General features: G+C 51.3%; 13 protein-coding genes. 2 read left to right on the forward strand and 11 right to left on the reverse strand.

What is annotated here, in order from left to right; all coding sequences use genetic code 11:
* Window positions 1–127: 127 nt before the first annotated feature.
* From MKX70_RS04105 to MKX70_RS04120, 4 genes are all read right to left on the reverse strand, one after another.
* Window positions 128–1,249 carry a hypothetical protein gene (locus MKX70_RS04105; RefSeq protein ID WP_340839584.1) on the reverse strand — a complete coding sequence of 374 codons (1,122 nt, stop codon included), beginning with the start codon at window positions 1,247–1,249 and terminating at the stop codon, window positions 128–130.
* A gap of 94 nt (window positions 1,250–1,343) precedes the next feature.
* Window positions 1,344–2,810 (reverse strand): sensor histidine kinase, encoded by a 1,467-nt coding sequence (locus tag MKX70_RS04110; protein ID WP_340839585.1) that lies wholly within the window; start codon window positions 2,808–2,810, stop codon window positions 1,344–1,346.
* Window positions 2,807–3,502: a response regulator transcription factor gene (locus tag MKX70_RS04115; protein WP_042231867.1), complete on the reverse strand. Its 696-nt coding sequence runs from the start codon at window positions 3,500–3,502 to the stop codon at window positions 2,807–2,809. Before MKX70_RS04115 ends, MKX70_RS04110 begins: the two co-directional genes overlap by 4 nt.
* A 256-nt stretch (window positions 3,503–3,758) precedes the next feature.
* Window positions 3,759–9,614 carry an S-layer homology domain-containing protein gene (locus tag MKX70_RS04120; RefSeq protein ID WP_340839586.1) on the reverse strand — a complete coding sequence of 1,952 codons (5,856 nt, stop codon included), beginning with the start codon at window positions 9,612–9,614 and terminating at the stop codon, window positions 3,759–3,761.
* A gap of 246 nt (window positions 9,615–9,860) precedes the next feature.
* Between MKX70_RS04120 and MKX70_RS04125 the strand changes: the two genes are divergently transcribed.
* On the forward strand, window positions 9,861–10,271 hold the full coding sequence (locus MKX70_RS04125; protein WP_231637759.1) for a hypothetical protein: 411 nt from the start codon (window positions 9,861–9,863) through the stop codon (window positions 10,269–10,271).
* 494 nt (window positions 10,272–10,765) lie between these two features.
* On the opposite strand, the gene MKX70_RS04130 is transcribed toward MKX70_RS04125, so the two are convergent.
* From MKX70_RS04130 to MKX70_RS04150, 5 genes are all read right to left on the reverse strand, one after another.
* On the reverse strand, window positions 10,766–12,058 hold the full coding sequence (locus MKX70_RS04130) for a CehA/McbA family metallohydrolase (RefSeq protein ID WP_042231863.1): 1,293 nt from the start codon (window positions 12,056–12,058) through the stop codon (window positions 10,766–10,768).
* Between the two features lie 15 nt (window positions 12,059–12,073).
* On the reverse strand, window positions 12,074–12,946 hold the full coding sequence (locus tag MKX70_RS04135) for a carbohydrate ABC transporter permease (protein ID WP_231637758.1): 873 nt from the start codon (window positions 12,944–12,946) through the stop codon (window positions 12,074–12,076).
* A gap of 2 nt (window positions 12,947–12,948) precedes the next feature.
* Window positions 12,949–13,824 carry an ABC transporter permease subunit gene (locus tag MKX70_RS04140; protein WP_042231861.1) on the reverse strand — a complete coding sequence of 292 codons (876 nt, stop codon included), beginning with the start codon at window positions 13,822–13,824 and terminating at the stop codon, window positions 12,949–12,951.
* Window positions 13,825–13,917: 93 nt separating this feature from the next.
* The gene (locus tag MKX70_RS04145; protein WP_042231859.1) at window positions 13,918–15,363 is read right to left on the reverse strand and encodes an extracellular solute-binding protein; all 1,446 of its coding nucleotides are present in this window, start codon (window positions 15,361–15,363) and stop codon (window positions 13,918–13,920) included.
* Window positions 15,360–16,406 (reverse strand): LacI family DNA-binding transcriptional regulator, encoded by a 1,047-nt coding sequence (locus MKX70_RS04150; RefSeq protein ID WP_042231858.1) that lies wholly within the window; start codon window positions 16,404–16,406, stop codon window positions 15,360–15,362. Before MKX70_RS04150 ends, MKX70_RS04145 begins: the two co-directional genes overlap by 4 nt.
* Before the next feature lie 611 nt (window positions 16,407–17,017).
* On the opposite strand from MKX70_RS04150, the gene pyk reads away from it, so the two are divergent.
* A complete protein-coding gene (pyk, locus tag MKX70_RS04155; RefSeq protein ID WP_042231856.1) occupies window positions 17,018–18,448 on the forward strand; it encodes a pyruvate kinase in 1,431 nt (476 codons plus the stop codon).
* Between the two features lie 608 nt (window positions 18,449–19,056).
* Here the strand turns inward: pyk and MKX70_RS04160 are convergent.
* Together MKX70_RS04160 and MKX70_RS04165 are read right to left on the reverse strand one after the other, a co-directional pair.
* Entirely contained in the window at window positions 19,057–20,073 is a 1,017-nt protein-coding gene (locus MKX70_RS04160; RefSeq protein WP_042231851.1) for a S66 family peptidase, read from the reverse strand.
* A 163-nt stretch (window positions 20,074–20,236) separates the two neighbouring features.
* Window positions 20,237–21,265, reverse strand: coding sequence for an AI-2E family transporter (locus tag MKX70_RS04165; RefSeq protein WP_042231849.1), 1,029 nt, complete (start codon window positions 21,263–21,265; stop codon window positions 20,237–20,239).
* Window positions 21,266–21,287: the final 22 nt, after the last annotated feature.

Consider the following 21,287-nt stretch of genomic DNA (forward strand, 5'->3'; position numbering starts at 1 on the left):
TAGTCCAATCAGCTCGATATGATCTTCACGGTTATTATTTCACCGTTCATTTAATGAGTAGTAAACTGTTGCTGTAATCATATACCCCCTTAAACCCACCTGTCAAGTATGAATATACTTAAGATTACTACGACAACCTGATCACATAGGTGATCAACTGATAGGCATCATCCTTCAGCACCGCGGTTGCTGCCAGCAGCTTCTTGCCCGAGGGACTCCAGCGCAGCTGGTCAGACAGGTGGATGTCATTCAGCATAGGTGTCTGCTCTCCCGTCTCTGCTTCGGTAATGAACAGGTCTTCTTGATCATCGGTGGCACCAGCTGTTGTAATCGCGTAGGCCAGCTTGCTGCCGTCCGGCGACCAGCTGGTGCCGAAGATCTGCTGTCCGGCAGCAAGCCGGGACTGCTCGTTGCCTTCGCTGTCACAGAGGAGCAGCACCCTCTCCCCGGGCCCTATCCGCTCTACTATTGCCAGCCTGCTCCCGTCCGGGGAGGGAATGACCCATTCCACATTTTTTTGCAGCATCTTAGTTTGCTTCGTGCCGGTATCATAGGCGCTAAGCTGGCTGTCTTCACCTGAGACATACAGAATCCGGCTGCCGGTCTGGATCACCTCATGAACATAAGGAATTCCGGTCTTCACAACAGTCTCCTGCTTACCGTTCACATCAGTGCTCATGATATTGCCTTCCATGTCCGGAAAAATCACATGCTCATTGTCAGACCAAGTCGCTTCCCCGCTCCGGAACTCAGCCTCGCCCACCTTCACCGAAGCACCCGTAGCGAGATCCATAATATAGCCGAGACCCGTAATATCGTATACCTCCATATAAAACAACCGCTTCTTATCCGGAGACAGACTCAGCGAGCCGTAAGTTTGCTCCCCCTCCTGCAGCGGAGTGTCCTCTCCTGTGGACAATGTATGGAGATAGAGATTCTTCGGATAAAGTTCCTGGCCTTCTATCACCTGCGGAGGTAGCTCACGGTTCTCCTTAGTCACTACAATGACATCCTCGCTGACCATTTCCGTGCCCCGCACACCCTCGACCTTATCGATTCCTTCCAGCTTCAGCTGGGTGTAGACCGATTCGCTGGTATTATCCATGACCGTAATTTTTTGTCCGGATTCCTCAACCACCTGACGTGTTTTTGTACTCTCTGCGCTGCAGGCAGTGACGGACAGCAGAACAGCACCATATAGCAGAACCTTCCATACCTTGCGCGCTCTGATATTCTTCCCATGATTCATATAGGCTTCCCTCCAGCTATTGTTGCTCTCAGCATACCGGATGCTTATTTCCAAACCACTCACATAATGTTTCCAAGATGTAAACTTATGTCCTTCAGGACACTAAGGGAAAAGACAGCTGGAACGCTGCACCCTCGCCTGTACCCTCCAGCAGCGTAATGGTCCCGTTCTGCTTCTCTACCAGATTACGCACCAGGGAAAGTCCAAGTCCCGTGCCTCCCGATGCTCTGGAACGGTCACGGTTGACCGTGTAAAATGGCTCAAAGATCTTATCACGCGAATCTTCCGGAATGCCGATTCCCGAATCGCGGACCGTAATCCATACCCGCCCGTCCCTGACCTCGTTATACAAGTGAACGCTTCCCTGCGGGACATTGTATTTGATCGCATTATCGAGCAGGTTAATGAAGATATGCATGAAGCTCTCTTTATCGATCCAAATATGTGCCGGCTTAACGTCTAGCATGACCGTAAGTCCATATCGCTCCACCTTGCCCTTCATCCGTCCGCAAATATCCCGTAGTGTGCTCTCGACCTCCAGCACCTCTGCCTGGGATTCGAAATCATATTTCTCCAGCGCGGTCAGTTGCAGCACCTTCTCCACCATCTCGTACAGCCGCTGCGTTTCCTTAGCAATGTTGATCTTCGCATCATGCAGCAGCTTGGGGTCATCGTCATACATATTCAGCAGATCAACATAAGCTTTGATCGAGGTCAGCGGTGTCTTGAATTCATGACTGATATTCCCGATATACTGCTTCTGCTGCTGCTCCAGCGCCTGAAGCTTCTCCACTGCGAGCTGCAGCTTGCGGCGCTCCTCATCCTTCGCGGCAATACTGCTCTCGATCTCCCGGCTCATGAAGTAGATGCCCTCGGCCAGCTCCCCAAGCTCATCCTTGCGCTTCAGCGGCGGAGCCGTAATATAATCGGCGCGGCGGATATCCTCCGCTGACTTCTTCAGCCGTCCGATCGCTGCCGCAGCACGGTTGAAGTACAGATATCCGGCCAGGAAGCTGAATACCAGCACCGCACCGCCTGTGGTCAGGAACAGATTCAGCAGCGTCTGCTGGAAGCTCCGGGCACCCTTCAGTGAATACTCCAGTTGCACCACGCCCATCTGTTCCTCCGGACCCTGCAGCGGGGCGAGATACAGCAGCTTGTCGCCCTCACTCTGATAGGCGACTTTATTATGCAGCGCATAGTCCAGCGCCGCGCGGACATCCGGCCTGCCCGGCCCCAGCTCACCTTGCGCCGAGGTTCCTACCTGCTGGCCCTGGCTGTCATACAGGGTAACTTCAAGGCCAGTGAACCCGGCCAGTTCAGCGGCCAGCGCCTTGCCCCGCTGCTGCATGAATTCCTGCGGTTCAAGGCGCACACCGATATAGAAGGTCTGCTTCACACGCAGATTGACGGTTTTGACATGCTGTGCCAGATAGCTCTCCGTCTGTCCCTGCTGGTTCCGCTCCACGCCGCGCAGCACGAAATAACTCAGCACACTGATGGCAAGAATAAGCAGCAGGGCCAGGAACAGGCTGAATTTCAGCTTAATGCTGATTCTCATACGTAGTTCCCCGCAGGTACCGCTTTATAGCCAACACCATAGACTGTCTGCAGAATGTTCTGGTAAGGCTCGCCCAGCTTTTTGCGCAAGCGCTGAATATGAATGTCCACCGTGCGCGTGCCGCCCGCGTAGTCCATATCCCACACCTGCTCCAGCAGCTCCTCGCGCATATACACCCGCTGCGGGTGGGAGAGCAGGAGGAACAGCAGGTCGAACTCCTTCGGGGTCAGCTCAAGCTGTTCTTCCCCAAGCTCGGCGCTACGCCGGTCCGGATGTACCCGCAGCGTGCCGTATTCGATCAGCTCGCTTCGGATCTCGGCCGTATTCTTCTCCAGCCTGCGCAGCAGCGCCTTGACCCGGGCCAGCAGCTCGCGGATCTCGAACGGCTTGGTCATATAATCGTCTGCACCGAGCTCCAAACCTACAATTTTATCGACAATATCATTCTTGACGGTCAGCAGAATAATTCCGATGTCATCACGGTTCTCAAGCTTCCGGCACACGTCATAACCGCTCAGCTTCGGCATCATTACATCCAGCACCAGCACATTCGGGTGGAAGGTATTCGTCTTGCCAAGCGCTTCCTCCCCGTCACCGGCGGTATCGACTTCATAGCCTTCACGCCGCAGCGCGTAGGCAATTGCACTCACAATGGCCGGTTCATCATCGACGACCAGTATTTTTTTATTCATGGAAAGTTCACCTGCTTGCTATGGATTTCATTTCTTAAGCTTTCCTGCATGTGGATGCGTCCGTCTTCACTTTAAGCAATCCTGTTTTTTTTTGCAAATGAGGGGCACCAGAACCTATCGGCTCCCGTCTGGTGGATCAAGCTGCCGCTTACTCCAAAAAATAAAGCAGCGATTATCCGTTATTGGACAATCGCTGCTTCCATAGTTGCGGTGACCTCCGGGCTAATCCGGGCGGTCTCACTCTGGCAGATAATGATTAGAGGTTCAGTAATCCATACAGCAGCTTCGCGGTTTCTGCACGGGTCACTTCACCGCGCGGGTCAAACTGATTATTGCCTTTGCCGCTGATCAGACCCTTGGCCTGCAGTTCACTTACCGCTTCCTTCGCCCACAGGGAGATGCTGCCCGTATCGGCAAATACTGCATTCCCAGCAGCAGATGCCGGTGACTGTGCACTAGCACCGGATTTCATCAGTCTGCTAAGCACCACGGCCGCTTCTTCGCGGGTAATCGTGTCATCCGGACGGAAACGTCCTTCGCTGCCCTCCATAAATCCAAGCTCAGCGGCCTTCTCCACAGACGATGCATAATATGCTCCTTGCGGCACATCAGCGAAGGAACCTACCGCTGGTGCACCCGCCGTGTTGTTCAGGTTCATCGCACGCACCGCCAGTACGGCGAAGTCTGCCCGTGTGACATTCCATGTCGGGGCGTAATGGTTCTCATCGATTCCTGTAATAATATGCTTCGCGGCCAGCTTATTAATGTACTGCTCCGACCAGCTTCCGCTCACATCGCTGAATACCTTGTGGTATTCCATTATTGCATAAGAAGAGAAGTGATCTGTTGTAAAGCTGACAGTATTGTTCTTGAAGATACCGCCCATATACTTCAGGCTGCTTCCATCCAGGTAGTAAACTCCGGCATAATCCTTATCGATCCCGCCAAACTCGCCGGCAGTCAGCATTAAGGTTACTGTTACACTGTTCTTGAACTGATGAACGGCTGTTTCTTTACCACCGGACACCGTTTTGAGTTCAAGCGTAACCCCGGCCTGCGGAGCGCCTAAGCCCGCCGTTCCTTTGCGGTTCTCCTCAATGGTCTGCTGAAGCTGCGGCGTCAGCACTGTATGAATGCTTAGCAGCACTTTATCACTGCCTTCCGGAATATCCGGCAGCGATTCTGCCGGAATGGCTAGCTCGAACCCGGAAGAGACAATCTTCAGCGCCTTCTTGTTCTGAACTGCCTGCTCTACACCCTTCGCATCGAGCGCCAGTTGAATTATCCCCTGGCTAACGCCGGATTCGGTTAACGCGATCCGAATCGTTCCGTCAATGGTTTCCCGGATCAGGGTCTCAAAATCTTTAAGGGATGCGCTGTAATTGCCGTCCTGGCCCATAACCAGCTTAATGCTGCCTTTGTCCGCTCCGGGCACAGCTGCAGGGCTCGGCGTAACCGATGGAGCCGGCGTAGCAGCAGGTCCGGTTGTTCCGACTGGCCACGGATCAGTCCCTTCAGGAGCCGGTGTTGGTGTTGGTGTTGGTGTTGGCGCCACCCCTTCTTTTCCGGTGTAGAATCCCCAGATATCCGATAGCACGCTGCCTGTATTTCCATCCTCCACCTTCGTATACCACTGATAATAGCTATCCTGATTCAGGTTGTTCCAGGGTACCGTTACCTCGCTGCCGCTTGCCACTACTTGCTTCACGGCAATCTTCTGGTCACTGTACACCTTCACTCCAATATAATCTGTTGCCACACGTTTGGTCACCGGCTGAAGATCCAGCGGGAGTGAGAACTCATCCTTACCCGGGAATTCAACTTCATCATAGAAGTTGTAATCATCCAGAAAAGGAGAATAGGTCTTCACATGAAGCTGATTATTCGCAATATCGAACTGAAGCAGACGGATGTACCCCAGTCCCCCTTGTTCAGCCCCTTGATAATCCGCCAGCATCTGATAGACATTGCGGTCAGCCACACCGTCTCCATTATCATCCAGCGGGTCCACCTTAAGCTCCGCATCGTGATAATGACCTGACAATGCCGCGATGACATTCTTGTTCGGTTTTACGACTTTCTCGAAAATAGTGTCGGCAATCGGTGCACGGTTGTTGGATACCAGCATATATTCATGCAGGCATAGTATCGCCTTACGCTCCGGATATCGGGCAACCACTTCATTCATCCATTCAATTTCCTGTTCAGCCAAACCCCAGCCCATATAGACAATGATGAAATCATTGCCGCCCGCTGAGACGAGATCATAATGTCCGCGGTTATTATCGTAGGAGCCTCCGTAAGTCGGCAGGTTCTTAAATCTCCATTCACCAAAATACTCCCAGAATTTCGTATAATCGCCGTTCTGGTGACCCACATCATGGTTGCCGGCAAGCACCCCGTAAGGAATACCCGCGTCCTCCAGCACCCGCATGTCCTTGTCAGCCTCTTCCCACTCATATTCCTGATAGGATTTATCCACCACATCACCGGTATGAATGACATATTTCAGGTTAAGGCTGTCCTTGTTGTCGGCAATCCACTGCACATTCTTCTGATAAATGTACGGATAGCTCTGTGAATAATATTGGGTATCTGACATCCATACAAAGGAAAAGTCATAGGTGTCCTGTGTAACCGTGGATGCAGCCGCTGCGGCAATCTCATCCTGCACCATAACAGCGATTTTATCCCCGTCCCTGTAAACCCCGGCGCTCACTGTCGACTTCAGTTCAAAGTCCGTGGTTCCCGCAATCTGGTGGTCCAGCAGCACCCAGTTCTGTCCGGATGGGCTCCAGGCATACAGACTTACCTTCCGGCCCGGAAGAGAGTTGCCTTTCCACTCTACATCCACACGGTCTGTTGCTTTGACCGATTCATCCAGCTTAATTTCATACCGTTGATACGGGAACTGCTCCACCGCATCATTGACGAGATAATCCCCGTCCGCAGCACTAATTCTTCTATACTCCTCACCGCTTAGCGCCTGCTCACCGGCAGGAACCGGCTGTTTGGGCGGTTCGGTATCAGAGGCATTCTTAAATCCGGTGAACCCTTGCTCCGGATGACTGCCATCATATTTAAATCCTTGATAGAAAGAGACATCCAGCTTGTCTCCGGTCGGGTCTTCCACTTTCACGGTGAGCTTCGGGCTGGTACCTACGCCCTTAGCCCCGTTGATTGGAGCAATTACCTGCGGAGCATACGGATTCTCCTCAGGTACCTTGAAGGTAATCAGCTTCTCGGCCTTGTTCCCCGCCTTATCGGTGGCAGTAATGGACAGATTGTGCACTCCTCCCGCCAGCATGCCTGAGGATGTCGCATAGGGAAGCTCAATCTCCGTATCATCCAGTTTCACACTGACCTGATCCACACCGGCATATTCATCAGTAACATCGGCCTTCAGCTCAATGCTGCCCCGGTAAGTCTGGCCCTCTTCCATATTGGATTGAATAGTTGGCGGCGTATTGTCCACAATGACCTTGGATTTCACCTGCTCCTGGCCATGTGCAAGAATCAGCGTATGTGATCCGTCAGTTGCCTGCGCCGTATTCCAGTCATACGCTTTGGAGCGCAGTTGCTCCGACTGCAGCTCGAAGCGGAAGCCAATCGACGGATTTTTGCCTGTAGAGTCACCCATCTTAATCTCTTTATCCCGCGCACTGTAAGCTGGATCCCATACTTCTGTTCCGTCCGCCAACAGAAGACGGACATTCTTTATCTCGAAATCATCCTTATTCTCTTCCGGACGGGGATCAAATGGAGATGACTTCGAGCCTGCCCTGATATAAATTACGTTATCCGTCCCCGCCTTAAGTGCAGCGGCAGATATCGGGAAGGACAGCGTGGTATAGGAGGTGATGGGATCCATAAATGTATATAGAATACTCTTGTCTCCCAATTCCTCAGGCCCCATGGTAATTCCGTTCTTGAAATAATAATCGACATTCTTGGCATCGAAGACAAAATAAGCATCGTTCTCAAGGGCAGGATAGACCTGAGTGTCATCTGTCTCTTTGCCGTCAATGCTTAGCACCAGTTCATCTGCTTCGGCGCTCGCCGCGGTTCCCTTGACCGTAACGCTGCCATGCAGCAGTGCGTTATCCTTCACATTCAAACGCAGCGGGGACCGGTCCGGTCCGCCCGTTATTTTCACCTTGGCCAACGGTGATTCTGTTTCCTGACTTCCGTCTGAAACGACAAAGTAATATTGAATCTCCGTTCTGCCGATAAGTTCGGCTGAAGATAATTTGAAGTGATACAGGTTGTCGTTATAATCCTGGGCCAGATTGTGGCTGACGAAGTCAGGCTGCTTGTCCGAAGCTACTCTCACCTCTACGGACGTAACTCCTTTGTTGTCATCGGCAAAAGCCTTCAAATCCAGGCTTCCCGACTGATCAATCTCAGAAATATCTGTAAGATCATTCACTTCCGGAGCTTCGGTATCCAGTTCCACATGAACAGGGGTTACGGGAACTTGGGCTAGATCTGCACTGCCAGGTGACGGAACAGCTTCTCCGGAACTGATCTTAAGCATTTTACCTGTACCGTTCACAGGGTATTTGTACTGAAGCGACTTACTCTCCTTTGTCTCGTCCCCTTTGGTTCCGCCGTTATATAGAGTATCGGCATCATAATAAGCAGCTGAAATTTCCTTCTCCGTATTGCTCTTAATTACGATTCCCCGGCGGCCGGAGTTAGACATCCCGTCGCTTTTGATCAAGAACAGATTCGTGCCTTCTACCAGATCCGTATTAAATGCTGTATTGAAATCACTTGCCTTATAGGCCGCATTTGCGCTGTTAATCACCCAGAATACAACCGACTGCTGGGCAGGAATGTTCAAGCTCTCCTGCGTAGACGGCCACTTCACATCCGCAGCATTGCCTTTATCGGGATACCGGTAAAACAGCTTGTAGTTTTTGAAATCGACCGGCTTGTCCGTATTGTTATAAACCTCAATAAACTCGAAAGCATCTGAGGTGGTGCCCGCTGCATTCGAGGAGTTGGGGAGCAGCTCTGTGACGAGCAGCGGCGGCACCAATGCAGAATTGAAATCCGGCTGGTTTACATGCACCGAATAGCTCTCGGTTACATTCTTCACACGAATGCTGTAGATTAGCTCCGGCTCTTCCAGGGCAGCTGCTGGAATAACCGCGGAATAGGCCTCTCCCCCTGCAGATGTCATGGTAATGACGGTCTCCCGCAGCTGCGAAGTCGTACGGTACAGCAGCTCCACGGCCGGTGCAACCTCTACATCCGCATTCTGCAGATGGGTGATTGTTGCATTAATCACCAGATCTGCTGGATCTGTACTGCTCTTAGGGGTATGACTGATTACCGGGGTCATCTCTCCGGGATCATGCTCCGGGATCTGACCAGCCGTTACTGTCCCGGGTGTGGCAGGGATTATGCCTGCCTCTGACATCAGAACCATTTCTGTGCCTCCGGTTACCGGATACTGGTAAACAATCCCGTTGTTCTCCTTGACCTGCTCCTTGGCATAAGAGGCAGAGATAATTAGGGCATCCCCGGCTTTGCTCTTGATCTGCAGGTTGCGAGGTGAGCCATTCGCCATACCTCCGCCTCCATTGATCCGGAATAGGTTAACCCCCTCCTGTAAAGACGCTTCAGGCGAGAAGTTGGCTATGAAATCATTGGCAGTTGCTGCCTGATTAGTGCCGTTCATAATCCAGAATACAATATTCCCGAATGCCGGGATGACGGTATCACCACCGGTAGTCCAGGTGTTCGCGCCGTTGTAATAGAAATAGTAGTCATTGAAATTAACCGATGTATCCGTATTGTTGTAGACCTCTACATATTCATAACTATCCGCACTGCCTACATTCTTGGTATCCGGAACCAGCTCAGTAATGAGCAGCGCCCCCGGCTGTGATGGTGTGGCATATACAGCAGACGTAACTGATTCGTTGCCAGACTGCGCCTCAGGCAGGGTCTCTCCGTCTGTTAGTGCTGCAATCTCTGATGACGTCCGCTGTATCTCTGACGGAATTTCCTGGGCGTAGCTTCCAGGAACCATGATGCCAAGCATAAGACTGCCTGCCATCAAACTGGAGAACAGGCGTTTACCTTTTGCTGTAATTCTCAACTTGTGAACACTCCCCGTATGTGTGTTATGAATTCCTTGCATAAACATGCAAGCTGGTAACCATCCATAAAGTATACGGGGGGTTTGTAATCACTCTGTCAGTACATTGTAATCTTTAGGTAATTTTAAAGTTTCGTTAAGGTTACCATTAGGTTAGTTGTTTATAATGGGTTTACAGCAGAACCTAGCTGCTCTTGAATCTCTGAGCTAATGACAGACATTGAATATGAAAAGAGGATATTAGACATGAACATAAAACATATGAATATTAAGCGGGTAATGATTGTTGGAACGATGATCGTAGCCATGTCGTTTGGAGGAACAGCCTGGGGCAAGCCTGCGTTACATACCATCCCCGTTGCCAAATGGTCCACATCGGATGTGGCCGAGACCGATGAACTGCTGGATGCCCTGAATCTGAGCCAATCCTCCGACGAAGAGCTGTACGACGCCTTGTACGACGGCAAATCCCTGCGCACCATCGCTGAAGAGAATGGCGGTAACATTAATAACGTCATCAATCTGCAAGTCAAACAGCTGACGCAGCAGCTTGAAGCAAGATTGGCGAGCGGTAGCATTACCCGGCAGCAATACACCGCTCAGAAAGCTGAACTAAGAGAGATCGTGACGCAGAGTGTGCTGACTTCGTTCGGTTGAGTAAGAATCACCTGGCAGACGGGAACTGTACTCTAATACTTAGCATAACAGAAACGGTACCGCCCTCAGGGCGGTACCGTTTCTGCGATAAATGATGGTAAATATTGCACGGAACCTTCCGGTCCCGAGGCTTTTCATTATTAGACGGATGATTGTATCAAGCAGAGGTCCGTCCATTTGTACAGCATAACCAGGATTCCGACACTGGATATCCGCCCCACACTGAGCGCGCATTCCCGCCATACCACAAGCTCTGTGCTAATTCTGCCGCCTTGATTGAATTGGCTGACATAATTGTAAGTCAGCGTATTAAAAGGCGTATCAAAAACCGGCCTGCTAACTGCATCCATAATTCCGAAGAGCAGTAATGTGCGAAGAGCAGGTGGACAGATTCAGGCCTAATCCATTTAACCCGTTCACCGACAATAACGTCTTAGCGGGTATGGGTAGCCTCGTGCGGACGTTCACACGGGTGTCCGCGATGCCCCGGACACTCAAACGATCTTCTCTTCCCGCAGCTTACGAAGGTAGACGGGATTTGTCAGGCAAGTAGTGACCGTCATATTCGCCTCCGCCCGGTAACGGCTTGCTTCTGCACGGTAGAACAAGCGGTCCGTTAACACAGGAAATGTATAATCTCCACCGCTCTCCACGTTCCATTCCTGCTCTACGCCGCGGTCAGACCATAGCTGTACGAGGTCTCCTGCCGCACCCGACACTTGTATAACCAATTCATATTCCTGCTGCTGACTGTCCACGATTACCGTGTCACCAACGCCTGCCTCCCCGATGGATAGCTCAATGAAAGTCTCGTTTGTCCCGGAGGACAGGACTACACGCCCGGCCCTGATTCCACGAAGAATCGCCTCCTTCGATTCTGCTTCCGAGCGGACATAAGTCGTAGGCGTTCCATGCGCGACATACGGCTCAATTCTATGCGTGTCACTTCCCCCTACAGCAATAATCTTCCGGCTGGAAGCCAGTTGCTCCTGCCACCAGCGCACGGCAGTCTCGTTAATCGGACGCCAGGGTCCATTCCATACCTCGATAGCATCGTAGGGCAAGTCAAAGCCTAATTCCCACGGACAGTTCGAGCAGAACGGGTGATTTAAAGAAATGAATGCCCCCTTGTCCGCCGCCCGCTGTAATACCCCTCTGGCCTGCTCCGGAGTCAGGATACGGAAGTCGTCCAGTGCGTCAGGATGCCCGAGCAGGTTGCAATGTCCTTTGTAGCTGGTTAATTCCACCCCGGGAATAAGCACAATTTGCTCATCGGCTGCCAGTGTGGCCAAATTCTGCGAAGCATTATTGTGATCGGTGAAGGCCATGAACTCCAGCCCTTTGTCCCTGCAAGACTGAATGGCCTCCCGGGTAGTGTAAGAACCATCACTGTGAACGCTATGCATATGCAAGTCGCCCTTCATCCAGCGGGAATGCTCATGAAAGAGCTTCACATCCATTCTGACCTCACACCCGCCCTCGGGCACACGGTAGGCACCCAGAAGGACCTTCCATTCTCCAGCAGCTATCGGACCGGCCAGGTAGCCGGGGGTCGCTTTGCCGAGTCCGGTGAAGAAGGATTCTCTGGCTCCGCCGCTCCAGCCTACTATCCGTTCCGGTGAACGGAGTCCAATATCAATGACAGCCGCCCCATTCTGACGTTCGTACGTATAGTTCACTTCAATCTTTTCCACAGCCGCCCCGGCTGCAAAGGGGATTTCAATATACGTTTGCTCCTCTTCTTTTACAATCCTTCTGTTCAAGGAAAGCTCTGAGATGATCTGCAAGTGATTTCACCCTTTCTATTCTTTGTTCGCGCCTAACATGAGGCCTTTCATGAAATATCTTTGGATGAAGGGGTATACGGCCAACAGCGGCATAATCGAAATGAGGATTCCGGCCATCCGGACATTGGTGGTAATCAGCAGATTACCGGATGTGGCACTCGCATCTGTGATCATCGACTTGAGGGCGACCTGAAGGGTAATCTTGTGGCTGTCGTTAATAAACAGAACCGGAGCACTCAGCATGTTCCACCGGCTCACAAATTCAAACAAGGTGACCGTAGCGACCCCGGTGATTGCCAGTCGCATATAGATTGTTGTGAAAATACGCAGCATCCCTAAGCCGTCAATCTGCGCAGATTCACACATCTCATAGGGAACACTCAGGAAAAAATTGCGCATCAGCAAAATTGAAAAGCCGGAGATCATACCGGATAGGACCAGGGAGCTTAGCGTATTTATAAGATGCAGGTCCTGATTCACCAGATAGAGCGGAATCATAATTGCGTCCTGCGGAATCATCATCGTCAGCAGAATAAATGAAACCATGAATTTCTTGCCGGGCAATTGCGGCTGGATAAGTACAAACCCCGCCATGCTGGACAGCAGCACATGCAGAAGCGTACCGGTGACCGTGACAATTACGCTGTTCATGAACGGACGCCTTAGATCCAGACTGTTCCACACTGTACCGAAGCCTTCTATACTGAATTCTTTGGGAAACAGAATGATCTCAGGCTTCATGGAAGCCATCCCGGAAGAGAAGGCGAGTGCGACTACATTGGCAAAAGGGATAATCATCGTTAACATCAGCAGGATCAGGAAAATCGCGTTCAGAGCATCAAACGTCCTGTTCCCCCATCCCCTTCTCTCCATGCGTTCGATATTCATGATTACACCTCATCAAAACGTGTCATTTTTCTAACCACAGAAGCTAGCACCAGTGTAAATAAAACGACGAAGAAGCTGGCCGCCGCCGCCGGGCCTATACGGATCTCCATAATTCCTTTCTGGAACGTATACATCATGAGCACATCGACCTTGCTTGCAATTGCCGGATTCCGCATCACGAAGATCTGGTCAAATATCCGGAATATCCCCAGTGTATTCAGCAGCAGGATTACCTTCATCGTGTTCATTAACTGCGGCAGCGTCACATAGCGCACCTGCTGCCACCTTGTTGCCCCGTCCATCCGGGCGGCTTCGTATAGAGTAGGGCTAATCCCTGCAATGCCGGCCAGAAACAAAATGCAATTGTAGCCCATATCCTTCCACACGGCCGAACCAATCATTATAATTCTTGCCCAGGCTTCATCCGCCATAAAATTAATCGGCTGGATACCAAATATTTGGACCAGCAGCAAATTCACGAGTCCGCTGTCGGGGGACAGAAGGAAAATAAAAATCCCGCCGATGACCACCCAGGATAACAAATGCGGAACGTACAGCACCAGCTGCGCAGTTCTCTTGAACCAGCTCTTCATGACTTCGTTCAAAGAAAGGGCAATTAGCAGCGGAGCGATGAAACCGGTAATGAGAATCCCGCCGCCTATATATACCGTATTCCATAGTGCATCCCAAAAGGTCGGATCGTGAATCACCTGATTATAATTATCCAGTCCGATGTAAGGACGTTCGCCCATAAGCTTGTAGTCCTGTAAACTGGTCTGCAGGCCTTTCGCTAGCGGGTAATACGAGAATACTGCAAAGTAAACGATCACCGGAAGCATCATGACGTAGAATATCGAGTTTTTCTTGATCAATCTCATGGCTGTTCCGCCTCCTGCCTCATGAAGTCCTATGGCCCGCGGGGAGCGGCAGTAGCATCTTCGCCTGCCGCCCCGAAGCCTTCCTGATATGAATTAATCGATTAAATTTGCCGCCTTCAATTCTTTCTGCATCTGTTCTACCGCGTCTCCCGCCGGCATCTGGCCGGACATTGCTTTAAGCGCGTAATTCGTCACAATCTTCTCAGCATCCGGCCATGTTGGCAGTGAAAGCTCAAGTGTCGCGTACTGCCTGGAGAGCGCCATCGCCTCTTCAACACCAGGCAGAGCAGGGAATTGCGGCTTCACCGTGGAGTTATACCAATAGGGAACACCGTGGTCCATGTTTGCTTCCTTGCCGGTATCCGTCAGTGTGTATTGTCCGTTATCCACGGTATAGTCGTAATCCTCGACGCCCAGGCTTCCGAGTAGGATCCCGTCTTCTGTATTCCAGAATTCAAGGAACTTCTTAGCAGCCTCGGGATGAGGCGCATTGGCCGGAATAATCCAGAAATCCGGGTCTCCCCGGCGCATTAAGATCGTACCATCCGCTGCCTGGAGGCTTGCCATCCCTGCTGCCTGGAAGGTTGTAGCCGCATCTTCCTGCTGCTTCAGGTTATTGAACATTCCTACCCAGGCATCCCAGTACGTGACCATCCCGACACGGTCGGTCAGAAAGAGGTTGCGCATCTTGGCGGTGTCATTCGTAATGAAATTCGGGTCCATAATCCCTTCCTTCACAAGCTTGGCGAACCATTCATACATCGGAATTGCCGCATCGGTTGCATAAGGAATGGTACGTTTACCGTCCTCCATCACATATCTGTATTTCAGCCCGGCCGCGCTCATAATCCCCTGGATATCATAAAGTCCCGAAGTACTGAGTCCATAGGTATCTGCCTTCCCGTTCCCGTCCGGGTCCTCTTCCTTGAAAGCCTTCAGGACAGCATACAGCTCATCAAGTGTTTTAGGCTCCTTCAGGCCCAGCTTGTTCAGCCAGTCCTTACGCACGATAGGCATGGTTGCGCCTTGAAATTTGGAGAACACGCCGTATATTTTACCGTCCGGGCCTTTCAGCTGCTCCCATTCACCGGAGGGAATCACCGCAGGATCCGACAGGATCTTGGAGCCTTGCACGAAGCTTGTCAGATCGGTAACCACACCCTGGTCAATGAACGCATTCAGCTTGGCCAAGTCACTGACCTCGATTAAATCGTATTTCGCACCCGAGCTGAGCGCGGTCAGCACCTTCTGGTCATAGTCGCTGGCGGGCTTGTCCAGTGTCACATCAAGACCTGTCTTATCGCTGATGGCCTGCGCGAATTCCGTATTGCCCTCAGGCGTTTTCCCTCCAACGTTACCGGATAGAATTTCAAGCTTCATGCCCTCTGTTGCTGCCGCCGGAGACGTACTTTCCGAGGATGTCGGTGGTACTGTTGTTGTTGATGGTGAAGATGCGTTGCCGTTGTTGCTTCCGCATGCGGACAATAGAACAGTCCCGGCCAAAACTACTGAGAGTGCTGCATTCTTCTTCATACTCATGATTGATTTCCTCCATGGATTGTAATGGGTGCAGCACAGGAGCTGCGGATGACCATATCGGTTGGCACAATCGTTCTTTTGACGGTCTTCAGGTTCCCTGACATCTGTTCGATCAGCATAGTTGCTGCTTCCCGTCCCAGGCGTTCGGCGTGAAGGCGGACACCCGTGAGCGGCGGTGCGAACTCTGGTGAGAATATGGAATCGTCGCTAAAGGCGAATACAGATAATTGACCGGGGATGCTGATACTGAGCGCTTCCGCCGCTTTGTAAACACCGAGCGCCATGGTGTCTGTATCTGAGATAACTGCTGTAATTGCCTGATTGGCCTGAAGCTCCTCAAGCGTTGTCTTATACCCGAAATCGAGCGAAGAATTGTCCGGATCAGGCTTATATATGATTTTGTAGGATGACTCTGGAAGCCCTGCTTTCTGGATGGCAGCAAGAAAACCGCTGGCCCGGTCAACCGCAACAGTCCGGTCTGCCGGCGCGTTCAGAAATAAGAAATTCCTGTGTCCCAGATCAAGCAGGTAGCGGGTAGTCTGCTCAGTCATACTGACGTTGTCATTGTCCACATAAGAAACATGATTCTCGAACTCAGCGGACGGCCTGCCGATCAGCACGATGGGGATATCCCCGGATAGCCGTTCGATAATCCGCTCATCATCACTCTCCGGATTCAGCAGAATCTCCCCGTCGGCCGGGCCTGTGACCATATGCTCCAGCTGGTTCTGATACGTATGGGAGAGCGTATTGACGAGCAGCCGGTAACCCTGTTCATAACAGACACTTAACACTCCATTTAGAAGTGAGAGGTGAAACTGGCTAAACTTGAATTTCTCTCCTTGAATATCAAGGCCTACAATGCGGGTCGACTTGTTCGCCAGGCTTCTGGCCCAATAATTAGGCTTGTAATTAAGTTCTTTGGCTGCCGCCAGTACACGCTCTGTGACTTCCTTGCTGATCGGTCTTTTTTTGCTGAACACACTTGATACGGTTCCCTTAGAAACGCCTGATGCTTTTGCCACATCATCGATGGTAGCCATAGAAGAAAACCTCGCTTATCTCCTGCCCGTGCAGTCGGATTTTTGTAGTTTAATCCCGCATATTATTAAACCGGTTTAATGAATGGACATCCTTCGCCCCCTGTCTCTGGTCTTGCATGGAGCCGGAGTTCCCGGAGTGCTGCACTATGTCTTACAGGCTTTATATTAAAGCGGTTTTGTACGACTAATATTAACGAGAAGTCATTTTTCTGTAATGCAGGGCCTTAAAAAAAGAAGGTGCGAGAAGCCGGTTCATCACCGGATACTTCTCGCACCTTCTTTTTCTTGCCTAAATTAACGCGTCGAAATGGACCTCTGCGTTTAAAAATGAAATCGCCCAACGCTGCTACTTGGTAAATTTCAAGAAATTAGTAATTTCTCAATGTCCCGTCGTAACAATTCCTTCATTATTTCCGCTAATGTAATTTCCTTCCCGGCGTATGGATGGTTTTTGGGTACAAAAAACCAATCATAAGATGACCTGCCTTCTACATCAAAATTGATGAATAACGAAAATATATATTTTTTTCTGATGAAGCGTTATGCTGTGTTGTATGGGTTAGAGAAAGTTTTCACAAGAGTTCAATGTTAAATATAAGGAGAGAAAAGTCATGCGCAAAACTAAAATCGTCTGCACCATCGGTCCATCCAGCGAAAGCCCAGAAATGCTCCGGAAGCTGATCCAAGCTGGTATGAACGTTGCCCGCCTGAACTTCGCCCACGGAGAGCTATACGAGCACGCGGAGCGCATCCGGCGCATCCGGGAAGCAGCCAAAGAGCTGAACCAGTACGTTGCCGTCCTGCTCGACATCAAAGGTCCGGAAATCCGGATCGGTAAAATGGCCTCGGACTACGCGGAGCTGGTACCGGGTGAAACCGTGGTTCTGACCACCGAGGAAGTGCCCGGCACCAAGGACCGCATTCAAGTCACCTACAAGCAGCTGCCCCAAGATGTGAAGCCCGGCAGCATCATCCTGATCGATGACGGTCTGGTCCGTCTGGAGGTCGTACATGCCGAAGGCACCGAGATCACCTGCCTCATCAAAAACGGCGGCAAGCTGAAGCAGCGTAAGGGCGTAAACGTTCCCGGCGTCAAAACCAGCCTCCCCGGCGTAACCGAGAAGGACGTCCGGCACATCAAGTTCGGCATTGAGCACAACATCGACATCATCGCCCAATCCTTCGTCCGCAAAGCCGAAGACATTCTCGAAATCAAACGTATCCTCAGCGAGCACAAGGCCGGCCATATCCAAGTCATTGCCAAGATCGAAAATGACGAGGGCGTGGAGAACCTGGACGCCATCCTGAGCGTAGCTGACGGCCTGATGGTAGCCCGCGGCGACCTGGGCGTAGACCTGCCGGTGGAGGACGTGCCGCTGGTTCAGAAAGATATGATCAGGAAGTGCAACCTGGCAGGTAAACCAGTCATCACCGCCACCCACATGCTGGAGTCCATGCAGATGAACCCGCGTCCGACCCGTGCGGAAGCGGGCGATGTCGCCAACGCTATCTTCGACGGCACTGATTCCGTCATGCTGTCCGGCGAATCCGCCGCAGGCAAGTACCCGCTGGAGTCCGTCGAGACCATGGCCCGTATCGCTGCCCGCGCCGAGTCCGTCCTGGGACGCCACGGCCGCTGTAGCCGCAAGGATGACGAGGCTGCCACCAACGTAACCAGCGTCATCGGCGAAGCCGTTGCCCGTACCGCCCTTGTGCTCTCCGCCAAGGCCATTCTCGCCTTGACCGAAAGCGGCTTTACCGCCCGGATGATCGCCAAGCACAAGCCGGCTGCACCGGTCATCGCCGTATCCACCAAAGAGAGTGTATTGTACGCCCTGTCCTTGACCTGGGGTGTAACTCCGCTGCTCCGCAGCGTGTCCGCTTCCAGCACTGATGCAGCCATAGCAGCCGCCGTTGTACTGGCCAAGTCGGCTGGTTACGTGCAAGATGGCGACCTGGTAGTCATCACCGCCGGTGTCCCTGCAGGCTGCACCGGAACCACCAACCTGCTGCGGGTTCACCAAGTAGGCGAATCGCTCTAAAAACCAAAACATCCTTGGCAGGAGCCTATCTCACCTGCTACGGATGTTTTGGTTTTCCCTGCGTCCCTGTTCGAGCCGTTGATGATGAAGCTCGCGCTGCCGAATGCAGAGGAATTTCAGCTGCAGTTTATCCATCGGGATGATATCGTTGTTCCAGCACCCGGGGAATGTTCTCATTCAGCCTGACGGCGCAATCGATGCCCTTACCCGTTTGAGATTTAAGAAGGAGTGTAGATTTAGCAGGTATTCGCAAGGAACGTAGAAGATTGAAAAAGCCGAAGTCTATTGGTCGAAGCGTAACCCTAATGAATCAACATGACAAGAATGTCACTTTAGATTGTATTAACTCGATGGCTGGACAGCAAAATAGTCGATATAGCATGGAGGTGAAGGAGGCCGTAATCATGGCGAAAATGATTCAAACAAAGAACTTATCGAAAGTATGGAAAACACAGGTCGTGAACTACACACTACCTAAGAGGTGGGTGCTTCTTGGTCAATAGAGCTACTGCTCCAAGTTTACCCAAGCTTATAGGCTAGTTCCTAACCCGCTAAGGGCCATTTACATTAATGTTCACTACATATAGTTTAGCACGAGTACTTCTCATTTACGCCCGGAAATACTGCTTCACAGTCCCTTTACCAGCTCCAGCCAACACCTCCGCAAACGCCCCGTTCACCAGCGTAATCTGCGGCGGCAGATGGCCGCAATCGATATCATACACAACCGGCAGCCCCAGCTCGCTGGCAAGCTCCTGGTAGACATCTTCTACGGTGTAATTCTCCATAGGGCGACCCGCTGCACTACGGCCGAACATCAGACCCGAGCAATTCTCGAACCAGCCGGCCAGCTTCATCTGCAGCAGGGACCTGCGCAGATCCGTTACCGACAGCTCACAGTTCTCCAGATACCACAGGATAGGCTCATTCTGGATGTAATGCTGCTGGAAATGCCGCACCTCCCCATACGGCGTGCCGATGAGATGCCGGATTACATCAATGCAGCCGCCGAGCAGACGGCCCTGCATAGTTACGTTCTGATTACCTACAGTCTTCCAATTGGTGACTTCCGTAAGGTTGAACACATGGGGTGAAGGCTCCGCGCCTCCCCATTCCAGCTGGTACTGCTGCGAGGAATGCTGAAGTACCGATTGCCCGCTTGCTGTAGACAGCACGGATTCCCACATGGCCGTCACCGGGTCGGTCTCTTCGCCACGCAGGTCAACAAAATTTGTACCGTGGGCAGTGGCGATCCCCGTCTTAAGAGTAACTGCCAGCAGCAGCACACTAATATCAGAGTAGCCGAGAATCCATTTGACCTTCATGTGATCGAAATCTACCTGCTCCAGAATCTCGATCAGCAGCTCCCCGCCCCAAGGCGGGATCACGAGCCCGATGCTGTCATCGGCCATCATGGCATTGAATTCAGCCGCACGCACGCTTGCCGGTGCAGACTTGGCCTTATCCTGCGTCCACGCCGTTGCTCCGCATACCACGCCATAACCCTGCTCCTGCAACCGGCTGCAGGCTAGCTCGAGCAGTTCACGCAGTTCCTCCCCTACTCCTGATGAGGGTGCTGTTACACCTATAACTGCTCTTGGCTCTAATACCGGATATTTGATCATCTTGCGCCTCCTCCTTCTTCCTAATAAAAAAGGGATACCCAAACCATGAGCAGTTTGAATATCACCTATTTGGATTATTACCTATATGTTTGTGTATGTCATTTATCTATTGGATCGTTATAGATCGTGCATTTATCGTTGTTCCACCTTGTATCCTTGCCAATCAGGTACCCGGCTTATCACGGCTAATCTCCAGAATATCCAGGAAAAAGACGAAGATCGGAATACCGAGAATCAGTCCCCATACGCCAATATAATGCTCTGAGAATAACAGCACGATGAAGGTGTAGAACATCGGAAGGTTCATTTTGGAGGACATCAGCTTAGGGTTGAGGAAGTAGCCTTCCATGACATGCAGCACGGCAATCATCGCCAGTATGTAGATCGTCATCACCAGTCCACCGGTATTGTAGCCGATGATGCACAGCGGAATAAGCGAAATGACAAAGCCGACCACTGGAATCAGACTGAGCATGAAGATCATAATAGCGAGCGCAAAGAGATACGGGAAGGGTTCGAAAAAGAAGCCCAGGATCCATAATCCGACAACCGTGAACAAAGTATTGAACAGCGCAATCAGGATCTGTGCTTCAATGACTTTACCGAAGGAGGCTATGAATTTCTTGCCGAAATACTCCAGTTCCACATAGAACCAGGAAATCTTGCTCTCTCTCAGACGGGAGGTGAAGTTGACAATTCTGTTTTTCTCCAGGATGAAGACAAGGCTCAGAATCGTTGACAGGACGAACGTAGTTCCCCAGTCACTGATTTTGAACACGTATTCAATGCCTTGATTCAAATAGCTCTGGTAGTTCAATTCCTTAACCATGCTGAATAAATACTGCATAATCTCGTTCTGTGGGATGTCGTCAGAGGTTAGTGTTCCGAGAAACGCGGTTAATTGCTTAATCTGCGAGAAGACCTTGGGCAGATATTTGACAAGGGCCAATACGATCATAGTGATGAGCGCTAAGTACAAAATAATAATAATTACCTTGCTGTTCACCTTGACATATTTGCCGATTCTTTTGCTCAAAAGCACCTGAAAGCTGTTCATTACATAAGCAATCAGGAACGTCAGCAGCACCAGATTCAGCATGTCTCTAATACTGTACAGCAGCAGTCCAATCAGTGCCAGAATTAAAAAGCGGCGGACTGTTAAATTTGCAAAGTAACGCTTGAATACATCCATTGTTTCCTTGTTCCTCTCCATT

The sequence above is a fragment of the Paenibacillus sp. FSL R7-0312 genome (genome assembly GCF_038004445.1).
Lineage (GTDB): Bacteria > Bacillota > Bacilli > Paenibacillales > Paenibacillaceae > Paenibacillus_AQ.

Coding starts and splice junctions, on each gene's coding strand:
- MKX70_RS04105 (WP_340839584.1), bottom strand. CDS start 1,249: ATGAATCATGGGAAGAATATCAGAGCGCGCAAGGTATGGAAGGTTCTG.
- MKX70_RS04110 (WP_340839585.1), bottom strand. CDS start 2,810: ATGAGAATCAGCATTAAGCTGAAATTCAGCCTGTTCCTGGCCCTGCTG.
- MKX70_RS04115 (WP_042231867.1), bottom strand. CDS start 3,502: ATGAATAAAAAAATACTGGTCGTCGATGATGAACCGGCCATTGTGAGT.
- MKX70_RS04125 (WP_231637759.1), top strand. CDS start 9,861: ATGAACATAAAACATATGAATATTAAGCGGGTAATGATTGTTGGAACG.
- MKX70_RS04135 (WP_231637758.1), bottom strand. CDS start 12,946: ATGAATATCGAACGCATGGAGAGAAGGGGATGGGGGAACAGGACGTTT.
- MKX70_RS04140 (WP_042231861.1), bottom strand. CDS start 13,824: ATGAGATTGATCAAGAAAAACTCGATATTCTACGTCATGATGCTTCCG.
- MKX70_RS04145 (WP_042231859.1), bottom strand. CDS start 15,363: ATGAGTATGAAGAAGAATGCAGCACTCTCAGTAGTTTTGGCCGGGACT.
- MKX70_RS04150 (WP_042231858.1), bottom strand. CDS start 16,406: ATGGCTACCATCGATGATGTGGCAAAAGCATCAGGCGTTTCTAAGGGA.
- pyk (WP_042231856.1), top strand. CDS start 17,018: ATGCGCAAAACTAAAATCGTCTGCACCATCGGTCCATCCAGCGAAAGC.
- MKX70_RS04160 (WP_042231851.1), bottom strand. CDS start 20,073: ATGATCAAATATCCGGTATTAGAGCCAAGAGCAGTTATAGGTGTAACA.
- MKX70_RS04165 (WP_042231849.1), bottom strand. CDS start 21,265: ATGGATGTATTCAAGCGTTACTTTGCAAATTTAACAGTCCGCCGCTTT.